The organism is Parvularcula maris, from assembly GCF_024505085.1.
Classification (GTDB): domain Bacteria; phylum Pseudomonadota; class Alphaproteobacteria; order Caulobacterales; family Parvularculaceae; genus Parvularcula; species Parvularcula maris.
On the sequence record NZ_JANIBC010000002.1, the window covers coordinates 106,866 to 120,961 of the forward strand.

14 protein-coding genes are annotated in these 14,096 nt (G+C 64.5%); 8 read left to right on the forward strand and 6 right to left on the reverse strand.

Features of this window, described 5'->3' with window-relative positions; genetic code table 11:
* Positions 1 to 138: 138 nt before the first annotated feature.
* From NOG11_RS03890 to NOG11_RS03915, 6 genes are all read left to right on the forward strand, one after another.
* Positions 139 to 672, forward strand: coding sequence for a cold-shock protein (locus tag NOG11_RS03890; protein ID WP_256618352.1), 534 nt, complete (start codon positions 139 to 141; stop codon positions 670 to 672).
* Positions 673 to 788: 116 nt separating this feature from the next.
* Complete coding sequence (rpmE, locus tag NOG11_RS03895) at positions 789 to 1,007, forward strand: 50S ribosomal protein L31 (protein WP_256618353.1); 219 nt, start codon at positions 789 to 791, stop codon at positions 1,005 to 1,007.
* A 315-nt stretch (positions 1,008 to 1,322) separates the two neighbouring features.
* Positions 1,323 to 2,636 carry an MATE family efflux transporter gene (locus NOG11_RS03900; RefSeq protein ID WP_256618727.1) on the forward strand — a complete coding sequence of 438 codons (1,314 nt, stop codon included), beginning with the start codon at positions 1,323 to 1,325 and terminating at the stop codon, positions 2,634 to 2,636.
* A 42-nt stretch (positions 2,637 to 2,678) separates the two neighbouring features.
* A complete protein-coding gene (gene ccmC / locus NOG11_RS03905) occupies positions 2,679 to 3,431 on the forward strand; it encodes a heme ABC transporter permease CcmC (RefSeq protein WP_256618354.1) in 753 nt (250 codons plus the stop codon).
* A 111-nt stretch (positions 3,432 to 3,542) separates the two neighbouring features.
* Positions 3,543 to 3,992 carry a cytochrome c maturation protein CcmE gene (locus NOG11_RS03910; protein WP_256618355.1) on the forward strand — a complete coding sequence of 150 codons (450 nt, stop codon included), beginning with the start codon at positions 3,543 to 3,545 and terminating at the stop codon, positions 3,990 to 3,992.
* A gap of 43 nt (positions 3,993 to 4,035) precedes the next feature.
* Positions 4,036 to 5,316: an MFS transporter gene (locus NOG11_RS03915; RefSeq protein WP_256618357.1), complete on the forward strand. Its 1,281-nt coding sequence runs from the start codon at positions 4,036 to 4,038 to the stop codon at positions 5,314 to 5,316.
* 129 nt (positions 5,317 to 5,445) lie between these two features.
* Here the strand turns inward: NOG11_RS03915 and NOG11_RS03920 are convergent, their stop codons facing one another.
* Complete coding sequence (locus NOG11_RS03920) at positions 5,446 to 6,630, reverse strand: NAD-dependent epimerase/dehydratase family protein (protein WP_256618360.1); 1,185 nt, start codon at positions 6,628 to 6,630, stop codon at positions 5,446 to 5,448.
* 108 nt (positions 6,631 to 6,738) lie between these two features.
* Positions 6,739 to 8,178, reverse strand: a complete 1,440-nt coding sequence (locus NOG11_RS03925; RefSeq protein WP_256618362.1) for an undecaprenyl-phosphate glucose phosphotransferase — start codon at positions 8,176 to 8,178, stop codon at positions 6,739 to 6,741.
* Positions 8,179 to 8,297: 119 nt separating this feature from the next.
* Between NOG11_RS03925 and cysQ the strand changes: the two genes are divergently transcribed.
* Positions 8,298 to 9,086: a 3'(2'),5'-bisphosphate nucleotidase CysQ gene (gene cysQ, locus NOG11_RS03930; RefSeq protein ID WP_256618363.1), complete on the forward strand. Its 789-nt coding sequence runs from the start codon at positions 8,298 to 8,300 to the stop codon at positions 9,084 to 9,086.
* Between the two features lie 3 nt (positions 9,087 to 9,089).
* Positions 9,090 to 10,145 (forward strand): tRNA epoxyqueuosine(34) reductase QueG, encoded by a 1,056-nt coding sequence (gene queG / locus NOG11_RS03935; RefSeq protein WP_305888913.1) that lies wholly within the window; start codon positions 9,090 to 9,092, stop codon positions 10,143 to 10,145.
* A 42-nt stretch (positions 10,146 to 10,187) separates the two neighbouring features.
* On the opposite strand, the gene NOG11_RS03940 is transcribed toward queG, so the two are convergent.
* The 4 genes from NOG11_RS03940 to NOG11_RS03955 all read right to left on the reverse strand — a co-directional run bounded on the left by NOG11_RS03940 (position 10,188) and on the right by NOG11_RS03955 (position 13,930).
* Complete coding sequence (locus tag NOG11_RS03940; protein ID WP_256618365.1) at positions 10,188 to 10,733, reverse strand: PEP-CTERM sorting domain-containing protein; 546 nt, start codon at positions 10,731 to 10,733, stop codon at positions 10,188 to 10,190.
* 367 nt (positions 10,734 to 11,100) lie between these two features.
* Positions 11,101 to 11,622, reverse strand: a complete 522-nt coding sequence (infC, locus tag NOG11_RS03945; RefSeq protein ID WP_370468221.1) for a translation initiation factor IF-3 — start codon at positions 11,620 to 11,622, stop codon at positions 11,101 to 11,103.
* Between the two features lie 120 nt (positions 11,623 to 11,742).
* Positions 11,743 to 12,753, reverse strand: a complete 1,011-nt coding sequence (locus NOG11_RS03950; protein ID WP_256618369.1) for a glycosyltransferase family 9 protein — start codon at positions 12,751 to 12,753, stop codon at positions 11,743 to 11,745.
* Between the two features lie 4 nt (positions 12,754 to 12,757).
* Entirely contained in the window at positions 12,758 to 13,930 is a 1,173-nt protein-coding gene (locus NOG11_RS03955; protein ID WP_256618370.1) for a glycosyltransferase family 4 protein, read from the reverse strand.
* Positions 13,931 to 14,096: the final 166 nt, after the last annotated feature.

Sequence of the window (14,096 nt, forward strand, 5' to 3'; positions counted from 1 at the left end):
CGTTCAGCGGCGGTCTGTCCAGGCCGGGTGAACTGCAACCACCGGCTCATTTATGCATTTTTGGTTAACAAGCCGGATGACAAATCGTCAGTCGCGAATTAGGATAGCCGTCACAAGTTTTAGGAGTGGGGCCGAAGCATGGGCGAAGGGGTGTTCGCCGGCAGCGATCGTACTGGCAGCGGCGACGAGCCGCGCGAGGTTCGCGGCACGGTCAAATGGTTCGATCAGACCAAGGGCTACGGCTTCATCACCCCCGATGACGGCGGCTCCGACATCATGATCCACAGCTCCTGCCTGCGCTCTTCCGGCGTCGAGAACCCCGAAGAGGGAGACGCCATCACCTGCGAGGCGATCCGCCGGGACAAGGGGCTGCAGGCCACCAAGATCCTCAACCTCACCTGCTCGGAGAAGCGTCCCGTGCCGAGCCAGATCCCGCCGCGCGACCTGCCCGACGGACCGTTGACCACGGTGACGGTCAAGTGGTTCAGCCGCGCCAAGGGCTACGGCTTTCTGCAGGAAGAGGGCTCCTCCGAGGACATCTTCGTCCATATGGAGACTGTCCGTGCTGGCGGCTTTTCGGAGCTCGAGACCGGCCAGCGCCTCGATGCCAGCCTCGTCCGCGGACCGAAGGGCTGGATGGCCAAGGCCGTGGCGCCCCACCGGGCTCACTGAGACTTGGCAAAAGCGGCGGCCCAGGGCGGCTTTCTCGCCCCTGACCCCTTGCCTTTTCCCCACCTCCGCGTTACCCGCCGCGGCTACCGAATTTCTCGCTTAGGGCGGCCTGACCCATGAAAAAAGACATTCACCCCGAGTACCACATGATCACCGTCACCATGACGGACGGCTCCACCTTCCAGACGCGCTCCACCTGGGGCAAGGAAGGCGACACGCTGAACCTGGACATCGACCCCTCCAGCCACCCGGCCTGGACCGGTGGCCCGCAGAAGATCTCCGACAAGGGCCGCGTCTCGAAGTTCAAGAACAAGTTCGGCAATTTCGGGCTCTAGGCTAGTTCTCTCTTAAGTTATCCTGCCCTTCGGGGCAGTGCGATCGCATGTGTCTGAGAGTAGTTCGGCCGTCATCCCGGAAAGCCATTAGGCTTATCCGGGACCCATGGACCAAACCATTGCTCTTGCTTGGCTCGGTTAGTCCATGGGTCCCGGCTCTCCGCTGCGCTACGGCCGGGATGACGCCAGAATACACCATATGCAATTGCTCTCCCCCTCAGGGAGGAGGTAGTTCTTATCCCTTCTATCTCTCCCGATAACGCCCCCCAACCAGCCACCCTGAGCCGAGCGCTGGCTATCGCCTGGCCAGCCAGCCTGGCTGCCATCATCACCCCGCTTCTGGGTCTGATCGACGTGGCGGTGCTCGCTAGAGCCGCCGAAACCGAAGCCTTGGCCGGTGCGTCCCTGGCAGGGGCGGTCTTTTCCCTTCTCTATTGGAGCTTCGGCTTCCTGCGCATGAGCCTCTCCGGGCTCTCCGCCCAGGCGCTCGGTGAGGACAACGAAGCCAGGCTAAGGCGCTACCTGCTACAGGGTCTCCTCATCGGCGCAGGCGCCGGGCTTCTCCTTCTGCTGCTGGGCATCCCGATCCAGGCGGCGGCGAGGCTCGTGCTGGTGGAGGGGTCCGAGGCGTCCCCCGGCGCTGCCGCCGCCATGGACACCTATATCGGCATCAGGCTTCTCGCGGCTCCCTTCGCTGTCGCCACCACGGCGATCCTAGGCTGGCTCACCGGCCAGGGTCGGACCCGGCTCCTCATGCTGGTCACCAGCGCCATCGCGCTGATCAACGCAGGGCTCAGCGTCCTTTTCGTTCTTGGGTTGGGCTACGGCATCGCTGGCCTAGCGGCTGCCACGGCGCTTGCCGAGACCGCGGGCTTCCTGATTGGGCTGGCCTGCGTGGCCCACGTGGCAGGCAGTCGCGGCGGATGGCGGTCGGGCTGGCCGCTCGCCAGCATCCGCGAGGGGATCGGCGTAGTCCTCGGCCTCAACCGGGACATCTTCCTGCGTACCGTGCTTCTCGACATCGTGTTCCTGAGCTTCGCCCGGTTCGGCGCGGAGCTCGGCGATCTGACCTTGGCCGCCAACCACGTCCTTCTGAACTTGGTCCTGACCGCCACCCTCCTTCTCGACGGCCCGGCCATCGCCGCCGAGACCTTTGTCGGTCAGGCGGCCGGGGCCAGCGGCGACCGGAGCCGCCTGTTCGCCAGCGCCTGGCGAAGCGCGCTCGCGCCCGCGGTGCTTCTGGCTCTCACCCTGTGCGCGGTGCTGATTGTGTTCGGACAGCCGCTTCTCACCCTGACCATTGGCGATCAGGCGGGCGGGGCGGAGGTCCTCTCCGAGGCCCGCCGCTTCCTCCCCTGGCTCGCCCTCATGCCGGTCACGGTGGCCGGAGCTTACTATCTCGACGGCGTCTTCATCGGCGCGACCAGGGGCCGGGACCTGCGCAACACGATGGCGGTGAGCACGCTCTTCTTCCTCGGCACGGCGCTTCACCTGACGGACCGCTTCGGCAATCACGGCCTTTGGGCGGCACTGCTTCTCTTCATGCTGGTGAGAACCGCCGCGCTTCTGACCCGCTGGCCTTCTCTCGCAGCCCAGATCACCGCGCCGCGCGACGTCAAGGCAGGTTGAGCGCTTCTTGCGCCGAGGCCTTCGAAGCCCCAAACGAGACCCATGGCCAACCCGCTCACCATCCTGGCGAACCCCGACACGTTCAAGCGCTGGACGAAGCCGCTCATCCTGCCCATAGGGATCGCGGCCGTCGTTCTGCTGCTCGCTGGCAGCTTCGTCGGCCTCTTCGCTTCGCCGCCCGATTTCCGGCAGGGCGAGAGCGTGCGCATCATGTATGTCCACGTGCCCGCCGCCTGGATGGCGCTGCAGACCTACGCCCTCATCGCGGGCGCGAGCCTCGTCAGCTTTATCTGGCGGCACCGCCTGGCCGATGTGGTGGCGCGGGAGATGGCGCCCCTTGGCCTCCTCTTCACCCTCCTCGCCATCGCGACGGGCGCGCTCTGGGGCAAGGTCACCTGGGGCGTGTTCTGGGACTGGGACGCGCGGATGACCTCGATGCTGGTCCTGGCCTTCCTCTATGCAGGCTACATCGCCGTCTGGCAGATCATCGACAATGACTGGACCGCAGCCAAGACCGCCGGGATCCTCGCCATGCTGGGCGCTGTGAACCTGCCGATCATCAAGTTCTCGGTGGATTGGTGGGACAGCCTTCACCAGAAGGCCACGGTCATCAAGGAGGGCGGCCCCTCCATGCCCGCCTCCATGCTGCTGCCGCTCTTCCTGATGGCGTTCGGCTACATCGCCTTCTTCGGCGCCGTGGTCCTGATGCGCAGTCACACGGCCCTCGCCCGCAAGAAGGCCCCCGCCCGCAAGGTTTCCAGCGTCCGCATGGAGGAGGCCCCGGCCGCGTCATGACCCCGAACATGGCCCCCTATATCGCCCTCGCCTGGCTCCTCTCCGCGGGCAGCCTCGCCGCTGTCGCGGCGCTGACCGTTCGCGCCTATCGCCGCCGGAACCGCTAGCATCATGGCCACCCCGTTCGAGAAGCGCCGTCGCCGCAGCCTCTTCCTCACCCTGGTGCTGCCAGCCTTCGCAGGCGCCGCTGCGCTGTCCCTCTGGGCGGTGACCAAGACTCAGGTCTATGCTTACGCGCCCAGCAGCCTGCCCGCTCCCGCCGAACTCGGTGACCGGGAGGTGCGGCTGGCTGGGCTGGTGCAGGAGGGCACGTTGAGCATAAGCGAGGACGATCTGGTGGTCTTCACCGTCACCGACGGCGCGGCCAGCGTGCCGGTGACCTTCGAGGGCATCCTTCCAGCCCTGGTCGCCGAAAACGAAGGTATCATCGCCCAAGGTCGCCTTCAGCCCGAAGGTATCTTCCGCGCCGAGACCGTGCTCGCCCGCCACGACGAGAACTACGAGGCCCCCGAGGTGACCAAGGCCTTGCAGGAAGCGGCGGAGAAGAACGCTGACCTCTAGCCAACAGCCGGAGGCTCTCTCTTCCGCCCCTCCCCTCATCGCCATGGGCCGGTTCTGGAGCGTCTTTACCGCTCAGACCCTGGGCGCCTTCGCCGACAACTGCCTGCGCAACGCGGCCATCGTCGCGATCATCGCCACCGTGGGCGCGGGTTCGAGCGATACACCGTTCTACTTTTTCGGGGATCTCGCCAAGGAGGCGGGCACCATCGTCTCGGTCGGTTTCACCCTGCCGATCTTCCTCTTCGCCATGGTCTCCGGCCAGCTCGCTGACCGGCTGCCCCGGCACGTCATGGCGAGGCGACTGAAGTTTCTCGAGCTGATCCTGATGTCCCTCGCGGCGCTCTGGTTCTTTCTCGGCCAGGCCCTGCCGCTGGTGCTGACCTTGGCCGTCATGGGCGCGCAGACGGCGTTCTTCCAGCCCGTCCGCTTCGCCCTCATGCCGCAGTACTTCCCGCCCGAACGTTTGGCGCGAGCCAACGGCATCATGCAGGCCGGGACCTTCATCGCCATCGTCACGGGGCTGGGGCTCGGCGGCTACTTCTTCATGGTCGAGGGCGGCAGGCTGATCGTGTCCGTGATGCTCATCGGCGCCGCGGTCATCGGTGCGCTGGCTGCGACGAGGCTACCGCCGGCTCCCCCGCCCGGACGGGAGAAGGTGGACTGGAACATCCTGGGCGTCGCCTGGCGCTACACGGTGGAGGCCGGGAAAGTGCCGGGCGTCCTCTGGCCCATCCTCGCCAACGGCTATTTCTGGCTCGTCGGCGCGCTGCTTCTCGCGCATATGCCGATCTTCATGCTGACCCAGCTCAATGGTTCGGAGCAGGACTACGCGCTTCTCAACGCCGTCTTCGCGCTGGGCGCGGGGATCGGCTCGATCATCGCGGGGCTTCTAGCGCCGCGCCTGCGCGATCCGAAGTTCATGAGCGGCATCGCCCTCGGTGTCGGCATGGCGGCGCTGATCGGCGTCTATCTTTACACCCGCACACCCTTCGAGGGCAGCTTCGAACTCTTCGGCGCGCGGGGAGTACCGCTCGTTCTTCTCTTCGTCGTCGCCTCTGCCGCCAACGGGGTCTTCGCCGTGCCCATGCTGGCGAGCTTCCAGGCCAATGCACCCAAACCCATCAGCGCCCGGATCATGGGCGTCGCCAACATGGTCAACGGCCTCTTCGCCACCGTCGGCGCGATCCTGGCGACGGTGTTCAGAAGGCTTGGCGCAGACCCGGCGGAGATGTTCCTGGTGCTCGCCGGGATGGGGGCGTGCGTGCTGATCATTATGGTGTGGCGGTACCGGCGGTATCAGAGCGCTGACGCTCGGGGTCTTTAGCGACAGTTCGCCAACGACGGCTTCCCATGGTCGCGCAGCGATCCATGGGACCCACCTCCCTAGGCCTCAAGTAAGTGTCTCGTCTGGTGATGGGTCCCGCGGACAAGCCGTGGGAAACCGTCTCCTGGATTAACCGTTCGGGTTGCCATCCACGGAGTTCCACAGCGACGCACACGGAATGCGCCGCTTGTCGCAGCGGTCGGCGTACTTCTTGGTGATCTCGGTCACCTCTTCGAAGAGGCCCTTGTCCAGGGTGATCGGCTCGAGCCCGAGGTCGATGAAGCTGTCATTGGAGACGTGTAGGTCGTTCTCGTCCGCCTCGTTGCGGGGGTTGTCGACCTGGTCGATCTCCGCGCCGGTCATCTCAGCGATCATGTTGGCAAGATCGCGCACGCGGTGGGTCTCCACCATCTGGTTGCGGATCTTCACCCGGTCACCCCGCTCCGGCGGGTTGTCCACGGCAAGCTCGACGCAGCGCACCGTGTCCTGGATATGGATGAAGGCGCGCGTCTGACCCCCCGTTCCGTGCACGGTCAGCGGATAGCCGATGGCGGCCTGCATCAGGAAGCGGTTGAGCACCGTGCCGTAATCGCCGTCATAGTCGAAGCGGTTGATCAGCGCCGGGTCGCGCCGGGTCTCTTCGGTCTGTGTGCCCCAGACGATGCCCTGGTGAAGGTCCGTGATCCGCAGCTTGTCGTTCTTGGCATAGTACTGGAAGAACAAAGCGTCCTGGGTCTTGGTCATGTGGTAGATCGAGCCCGGATTGGCCGGATAGAGGATCTCGGTCTCCACCTCGCCGTTCTCACCGGCATCCACCTTCACGTTGAGATAGCCCTCGGGAATCTTCATCCCCGCTGTGCCGTAGCCGTAGACGCCCATCGTGCCGAGATGGACCACGTGGATGTCGAGGCCGGTCTCGACGATCGCGGCCAGCAAATTGTGGGTGGCGTTGAGGTTGTTGTCGACCGTGTACCGCTTATGGTTCGCGGACTTCATCGAGTAGGGGGCGGCGCGCTGCTCGGCGAAGTGGACCACGGCGTCGGGCTTGTAGCTCGCCAGCAGGTCACGGAAGGCGTCGTAGTCCTTGGCCACGTCCAGGGTCGAGGCTTCGATCTTGTTGTTCGAGACCCGCTGCCATGCCTCTAGGCGGTCGGAGAGGCTCGCGATGGGGGTGAGGGACTGGACCTCCAGCTCGATATCGATCTTACGGCGCGAGAGGTTGTCCACGATCATCACATCGTGCCCACGGGCCGAAAGATGCAGCGCCGTCGGCCATCCGCAAAAACCGTCGCCGCCGAGGATCATCAGCTTCATCACGTACCGTCCCTGTCTGAAAGCGAAGGCGCTCTTAGAAGGCTTGTTGCAGTGCCGCAACAGCGGAACGTGTTTCGGAGCTTCATTCTGTCAAGAAAGCTAGGGTGCCTAGTAGGCGTTCTCAGGCTTCAGCACGGCTTTTACCGTCAGCACCAGAATGCGCAGATCGAACCAGAGCGACCAGTTCTCGATATATTCGAGGTCGCATTTGAGCCGCGCTTCCATCTTCTCTGGCTCGTTGGTCTCGCCGCGGAAGCCGTTGACCTGCGCCCAGCCGGTCATGCCCGGCTTGACCCGGTGACGGGCGGCGTAGTCCTTGATCAGCTTGGAGTAGTAGGCGTCGTGCTTGAGCGCGTGGGGACGCGGGCCGACAAGGCTCATCTGGCCGCGCAGCACGTTGATGAGCTGGGGTAGCTCGTCGAGGGAGGTCTTGCGCAGGAACGCGCCCACCTTGGTGATCCGGTCGTCGTCCTTGGTGGCCTGTTTGACGTCGTCGCCGTCCTCCATGACCCGCATGGAGCGGAACTTCATAATGGGGAAGATGTCGCCAGCCATGCCTTGGCGCCGCTGGACGAAGAAGATCGGCCCCTTGCTGTCGAGGCGCACAGCGATGGCGCAGGCCAGCATGACCGGCGACAGCGCCAGCAGCATGAGGAAGGAGAGGATCCGGTCCTCCAGCATCTTGGTGAAAGTATCCCAGCCGGAGATCGGCCGCCGCTGCACCACATAGGTCGGCACCTTGCCGATCGATTCGGTCCGCCCCGTGCGCTGCACCCAGAGGGGGTGCGGCCCCAGGCTCACGTGAACCGGGAGCTGCCGCAGCTGGTCGAGAAGCTTGGCGAGGCTCTTATCTGTGTCGTCGCCGCGCGGACAGACGATGATGTCGTCCACCATGCCGCCCTCGACCATGCGCTGCAGGCCCAGGAAGTCGGGTGTGTCAGGTGCTTCGAGGTTCTCCGGTTCGTAGCTGCGGACGATCTCGACGCTGGTTTCGGTGCTGACCGCGCGGGCGGAGAAGAAGTGGGTCCGGCTCGGATTGCCCACGAAAACCAGGCGGCGGCAAAGGAGGCCGCCTGCCTTGGACAGGCTGCGCAGGATCCTCGCCATCACGAAGCGGGAGACGACCACGGAGCCGCCGCCCATCAACGCCCAAGCGATCAGCCAGCCGCGGGAGAGGAACTGAGTCAGACCTAGCGAGTAGCAGGCCGCCACGAAGCTCAACATGATCAGGCCGAACCGCCACACGACCCCGCGTACGGTTCCCCAGCTATCGATGAGCTGGTCGAAGCGGAAATAGCCGCCCTGACGCAGCGCCTCGGTGTAGACCAGACTAGTCAGGAACCCGACGGCACAGAGCGCGATCAGGCGAGGCTCGGTCACCATACCGTCCGGCAGCGTGACCAGGGTGGCAAACGGCGTCGCAGCCACCGCTGCGCTGGTAACGATGACGATCTGCAGCAGGGCAGCCAGGTCTGCGCATACGTCGCGGGAGATACCTCGGCGTCGCCGAGGACCGGTTTGTATGTCGTCGGTGGCAGTGATCGACATCGGAACGGCACCTCTCCTGACGCCATGACGGTTCAAGCTGGAAACTTGTCCCGAAGAAAGCAAATTGTGTACCACCTGTAGGTTACAGACCTTCTTCCCTACCATCGCTAGGAGTTCGCGTGTCCCCTCTCAAAAATGTCATGGTCGAGGCTGCTCTCGCCGGAAGCCGTGTGGTTCTCGATGTTTACGAGCGCGGCGCCGCCGTCAAGGAGAAGGCCGACGGCTCCCCCGTGACCGAAGCCGACGAGAAGGCCGAGGCCGCAATCCTCGATGTACTACATCGAGGCGCGGCCACGATCCCGATCATCGCCGAGGAGAGCGTCGCCGGAGGGCAGGTGCCCAAGGCCTCGCCAATTTTCTTCCTCGTTGACCCCTTGGACGGCACGAAGGAGTTCGTTCAGCGCACCGGCGAGTTCACCGTGAACATCGCCCTGATCGAAGACGGCGTACCGGCGGCGGGCGTCGTCACTGTGCCCGCTCAGGGCATGCTCTACTTCGGCGACGCGACCGAAGCTTTCAGGCAGCGCTACGACTTCGCCTCCGGGACCGCGAAAGGCGAAGAAGAAATGATCGCCGTCCGTTCGGCCCCTGACAGCGGCGCGATCGCCATGACATCGAGGTCCCACGGAAGCACGGAGACCCAAGCCATGCTGAAGCGCCTCGGCGTCACCGATGTTCTCCCGGCGGGCTCCTCACTCAAGTTCTGCGCCATCGCGGAGGGACGGGCGGACCTCTATCCCCGGCTGGGGCGCACCATGGAGTGGGATACGGCGGCTGCCCACGCCGTGCTGCGCGCGGCGGGCGGCGAGGTCTACGTGTTCGACGGGCAAAAGCGTGGTCCGGCGCTGGCCTACGGCAAGGAGGAGCGGGGGTTCGACAACCCTCATTTCCTCGCCGTGGGGGGTTGAGCGCTGACCACTAGCCTAGAGGATGAGATCAGGGCGGAGGGGCGGAGGCTCGGTTTCGACGCGGTCCGCTTCACCGCTGCGGAGCTCCCATCTTCCGTGCTGGCGCGGCTCCGCGAAGCCCTGGAGCAGGGTCGCCACGGCACCATGGCCTGGATGGAGGACCGGCTGGAGAAGCGGGCACAGCCCCGTGCCCTCTGGCCCGAAGCTCGCTCGGTCATCGCGCTCGGGGTGAACTACGGTCCCGACCAGGACCCGCTGGAGAAACTGACGCGGACGGATAGGGGCAACATCTCGGTCTACGCTCAGGGCGACGACTATCATGACGTCATCAAAAAGCGCCTCAAGGCGCTCGGCCGTTGGATGGCAGAGCGTTACGGCTGTCATCTCAAGGTCTTCGTCGACACTGCCCCCGTCTCGGAGAAACCTCTGGCCGAGCAGGCAGGTCTAGGGTGGCAGGGCAAGCACACGAACCTCGTCAGCCGGGAGTTCGGTAGCTGGCTGTTCCTAGGCGTGATCTACACCGATCTCGATCTTCGCGCCGATGAGGCGGAGAGCGATCACTGCGGCTCCTGCCGCGCCTGCTTGGAGGCCTGCCCGACCGATGCGTTTCCGGCGCCCTACCAGCTCGATGCCCGGCGGTGCATCAGCTACCTGACCATCGAGCATCACGGACCCATCCCCAACGAGTTCAGGCGGGCCATGGGTAACCGCATCTATGGCTGCGACGACTGCCTGGCGGTCTGTCCCTGGAACAAGTTCGCCGAACGCGGACGAGAGGCGAAGCTTCACGCGATGGAGGAGCTGCGCGAGCCGCCACTGACCGAACTCGTCCAGCTCGACGATGCAGGGTTCCGAGCGCTTTTCCGCAAGTCGCCGGTCAAGCGGATTGGTCGTGATCGGTTCGTGCGGAACGTCCTCATCGCGCTGGGCAACGAAGGCGACTCCCATCACCTTCAGTATGCAGAAGAACTACGGGGCGACCCTTCCTTCGTGGTGGCCGAAGCGGCCGACTGGGCGGTGAAGGAGATCAGCTCCTCAACAAAAAAACCTGCCTCCTGATGAGGAGGCAGGTCTTCGATCCTTCTACAGAAGGAGTTTGGCTTAGGCGGCGTTGCGGCGACGGCGCGCTGCGGCGAAACCACCAATGGCGGTTGCTAGCAGGATGCCCGCACCCGGAACCGGGACGACTTGGTCTGCGGTGCTCTCACCGGCGACGACCGTCAGGGTGAACGGAATGGTGCCGGTGAAGGCGCCAGCGGTGACGATCACCGAGAAGGCATCCGCCGTGTTGAAATCGTCGAAGTTGATCGTCCCGGAGTCGACCGAACCACCTTCTTCGATGTCGAGGGCGCTGGAGGTGCCGTTGGCGCTGACCAGAAGCACTTCGAGAAGACCACTTGCCGCGGTGGCGGAGAAGCTGACGTCGAAGTTCAGTGCACCGCCACCAATGGCGTTCGGCACGAAATCGTACTGGATGGTTTGCTCACCTTCGCTACCGAACAGGAAGCCCGTGTCGTTGAAGGTGTTCCCGACGAACAGGTCAAACGGACCGGTTTCGCCTACATCCATACCGTCGATGAAAGCTGCATTGGCAGCACCCGACATCACACCAAGAGCTGCCGCGGCAGCCACAATCTGTTTGAACATACTATGGTTCCCCATGTTTTCGACCGGCTGAGACATTCAGCTATTGGTAACAATGCATCTTGTGTCATGTCCGTTCCGCAATGGGCAGTAGGGAGCCGTACACAAACCGTTGAGGAACCGTTAATGGCGCGTTTTTTTACAGACCGGTAGCAAACCAAACCGCGCACGCGCGGAATTGTTCCGTACCTTTCCGTGAGTACACACGTATTCCGTGCAGGGAAGCTCCGTTCACGGTTCTGTGAACTGGCGTTTCCGTATGGGTGATTCCAATACCCAGCCTAATACCCCGACAATCCGAAGTTCACGGATCAGTGAACGAAAAAAGGGCGCCTGTGGGCGCCCCTCATCCGATCTATCGCAGCAGGTCCTAGCGCGGCGCCAGCACCATCATCATCTGGCGGCCTTCGAGCTTCGGCATCGCCTCCACCTTGGTGGTCTCCTCGAAGTCTTCGCGGACCTTGTTGAGGAGCTCCATGCCCCGTTCCTGGTGAGCCATCTCACGGCCACGGAAGCGCAGCGTGACCTTCACCTTGTCGCCCTCGTCGAAGAAGCGGCGCATGGCCTTGGTCTTCACCTCGTAGTCGTGCTTGTCGATGTTCGGGCGCATCTTGATCTCTTTGATCTCGACGACCTTCTGCTTCTTCTTGGCCTCGGCCTTCTTCTTCTGCTGCTGGTACTTGTGCTTGCCCCAGTCCATGAGCTTGCACACGGGGGTGTCGCCCTGGTTGACCTCGACGAGGTCCAGTCCTGCACGCGCAGCCAGCTCCATCCCCTGCTCGGGGGTCATCGGGCCTTGCTTCTCGCCTTCCTGGTCGATCACCAGGATCTTGGCGGCCCGGATCTGGTCGTTCATTCTCGGCCCCGTCTGCTTCGGCGGGGTCATGTTCATCGGTCTGCGTGCGATGGGGCGGTCTCCTTCTATCGCTGTTCTCGCGGCATGGTGCCACGCCGATAGATAAGCAAACCTTTCGCCCCGTTCAATCGCCAGTTGGGGCACAGCTCGGCGAGGTCAGGCGAAAGCCTGCCCCTGTGACCGGGAAGCCCCGCCCATGAGGCCCATATTAAGGAGCGTCCTGACCGCAAGCTCGGGCGCCACGTTCTGCATGCTCGTGGCCGTGAGCTTCACCACCTGCCGCCCGTAGAGCGCATCGCTGGCGAGGTCTTCGGAGGCCGGAAGCAGAACCAGGCCCGGCGTTCCGGCAGCAGCCACGAGATGCAGCTCCTCGGAGGGTCCGGCCAGGAAGAACCGGGCATGGCCTGCCAGCACGGCGAGCTGGGCCGCATCGGTCTTGCCCGTGAGGTCCACCGCAGCCCTGCCGCCCGCGCGGGACTGCTCCACGGCGTACTGCATGATGTCGTAGGCGTAGGAGCTGAGCTCCTGGCTGCCGATGATGACGGGGGTGACCCCTTCGGCGGCCAGCGACGCCGCCACGGTGCCGTAATACTCGGCAGGCCAGCGGTGCTGCGGGTTCTCGGAGGGGATAAAGAGAGCGAAGGCGCCGGAGATGCCGAACCAGCTCGGATCCATGTTGGCCCCGCCCTCCTGGGCGCTCAGCCAGCTCAGGCTCGGTAAGCGCTCTTCAAGGGGCAGCCCGCTGTCACGCAGCAGCTTGCGCACGGCCGGACCGGCAAAGGGTCCCGGCGCCAGCAGCTTCTTCGGCGAGGAGAGCTTGGGGCCGACCCATTGCGGGCCGCGAAAGCCCTTGAGAGACGAGCGCAGATCGCCGCTCTCCTTGGTGCCGTCGAGGTCGTAACCGAGATTGTAACCGATCTTCTTGAGCTGGCCTGCGAACTGCTTGCGCTCCTCGCTCTGCATGGTGTCGCGGGTGGCCACCACGCGGTCGAAATAGGGCGCGGCCTTGGCCAGGCGCTGAAGGCTAGCGGAGGTGACGAGGTCGATCGTGGCGCGAGGATGCGCCTCGCGGATCGAGGCGAAGACCGGCTCGGCCTCGATGAACTGGCGCAGGCCCGCCCGCTTGATCACCAGAATGCGTGAAGCACCACCCTTCATGCGCGCCATAGTTCTAGCCCTTCTGCCCTAACAGCCTTTCATAGACGAGGAGGGTCGATGTGGTCATCGCCTCGATCGTGAATTTTTGTCCTGCATGCTGCGTGCCGCGCTCGCCCATGGCCCGCCGCCCTTCGGCTCCCAAAGCGTGTAGCTTCCCTAACGCCTTGGCAAGGGCTTCGGCGTCCCCCGGCGGGACAAGATAGCCCGTCTCGCCGTCCAGGACGGTCTCGAGGCTTCCCCCATGGGCCGTAGCGATAACCGGCTTGCCCATGGCGGAAGCCTCGATCGCCACCCGGCCGAAGGCCTCGGGATCGGTACTCGCGGAGACCACGACGTCGGAGGCGGCCAGAAGGGCGGGAACGTCGTCCGTCGCCGGCATCAGCTCGACGACGCCCTGAAGTCCCGCCTCGGCGATCCGGCGGCGCAGCCCGTCCACATAGTCCGGCTTCTCGTCCATCCGCCCCGCCATCAGGACCCGAAGCGGCACATCGGGCCGCTCTTCGCGAAAGAGCCGGGCCGCCTCGATCAGGACCCCCTGCCCCTTCCAGCCCGTGAAGCGCCCAGGCATCACAACCTTGAACCCCTCCCCGAACCGCAAGGAGAAGGGCCTTATCCGCTCCTCGCCGACAGAAGCTGGATCGAAGCGCTCCAAATCGGCACCCCTGGGGATCGTCACCATGCGGGAGCCGTCGAAATAGGGCAGACCCTCATACTGCTTGCGCACGTGTTGCGCCGTGAAGGCCGAGTTTGCGATCACCGCGTCGCCGCGCACCATCACCGAGTTGTAGCGCCGTTTGATGGCGGTCTTGGCGCCGTAGGTGCCGTGATAGGTGGTGACGAACGGCGTCCCCGTTCGCCTCGCCGCGAAGAAGGCGGACCAGGCAGGCGCGCGGCTCCTTGCGTGAATGATGTTTACGCCTCGCTCTTTCACCAGATCCGCCAGGTCCCTGGCGTTCTGCGCTAGAAGCAGTGGGTTCTTGCTCTCCACGGGCATCGCAATGTGCTCCGAGCCGCCCTGCTCTAGCTCCTCCACCATGCCGCCGCCCGAGGAGACCACCAGCGAGGTGCCCCCCGCCCTCACGAAGGCCGCGCCGACCTCCAGCGTCGTCCGCTCCGCCCCGCCGCCCTTGAGCTTGGGGATCACCTGAAGAAGCGTTCTGCCGGTCATGTCGGGGGCTGAGGTCATGGCGCTCCCCTTCGGGCGTTCGCGGGAGGGGGGCAAGTGACCTCCGTCATCCCGGAAGCCGAAGGCTATCCGGGATCTATGGACCAAACGTCTGCTGCGAGTCCTCGCGCCCTCCATTGTCAGTAGTCAGTCCATGGGTCCCGGATAAGTGCTTCGCACTTTCCGG

Excerpts from the sequence above, each read along its gene's own strand:
- NOG11_RS03890 (WP_256618352.1), top strand. The coding sequence starts at position 139 with ATGGGCGAAGGGGTGTTCGCCGGCAGCGATCGTACTGGCAGCGGCGAC.
- rpmE (WP_256618353.1), top strand. The coding sequence starts at position 789 with ATGAAAAAAGACATTCACCCCGAGTACCACATGATCACCGTCACCATG.
- ccmC (WP_256618354.1), top strand. The coding sequence starts at position 2,679 with ATGGCCAACCCGCTCACCATCCTGGCGAACCCCGACACGTTCAAGCGC.
- NOG11_RS03910 (WP_256618355.1), top strand. The coding sequence starts at position 3,543 with ATGGCCACCCCGTTCGAGAAGCGCCGTCGCCGCAGCCTCTTCCTCACC.
- NOG11_RS03915 (WP_256618357.1), top strand. The coding sequence starts at position 4,036 with ATGGGCCGGTTCTGGAGCGTCTTTACCGCTCAGACCCTGGGCGCCTTC.
- NOG11_RS03920 (WP_256618360.1), bottom strand. The coding sequence starts at position 6,630 with ATGAAGCTGATGATCCTCGGCGGCGACGGTTTTTGCGGATGGCCGACG.
- NOG11_RS03925 (WP_256618362.1), bottom strand. The coding sequence starts at position 8,178 with ATGTCGATCACTGCCACCGACGACATACAAACCGGTCCTCGGCGACGC.
- NOG11_RS03940 (WP_256618365.1), bottom strand. The coding sequence starts at position 10,733 with ATGTTCAAACAGATTGTGGCTGCCGCGGCAGCTCTTGGTGTGATGTCG.
- infC (WP_370468221.1), bottom strand. The coding sequence starts at position 11,622 with ATGAACATGACCCCGCCGAAGCAGACGGGGCCGAGAATGAACGACCAG.
- NOG11_RS03950 (WP_256618369.1), bottom strand. The coding sequence starts at position 12,753 with ATGGCGCGCATGAAGGGTGGTGCTTCACGCATTCTGGTGATCAAGCGG.
- NOG11_RS03955 (WP_256618370.1), bottom strand. The coding sequence starts at position 13,930 with ATGACCTCAGCCCCCGACATGACCGGCAGAACGCTTCTTCAGGTGATC.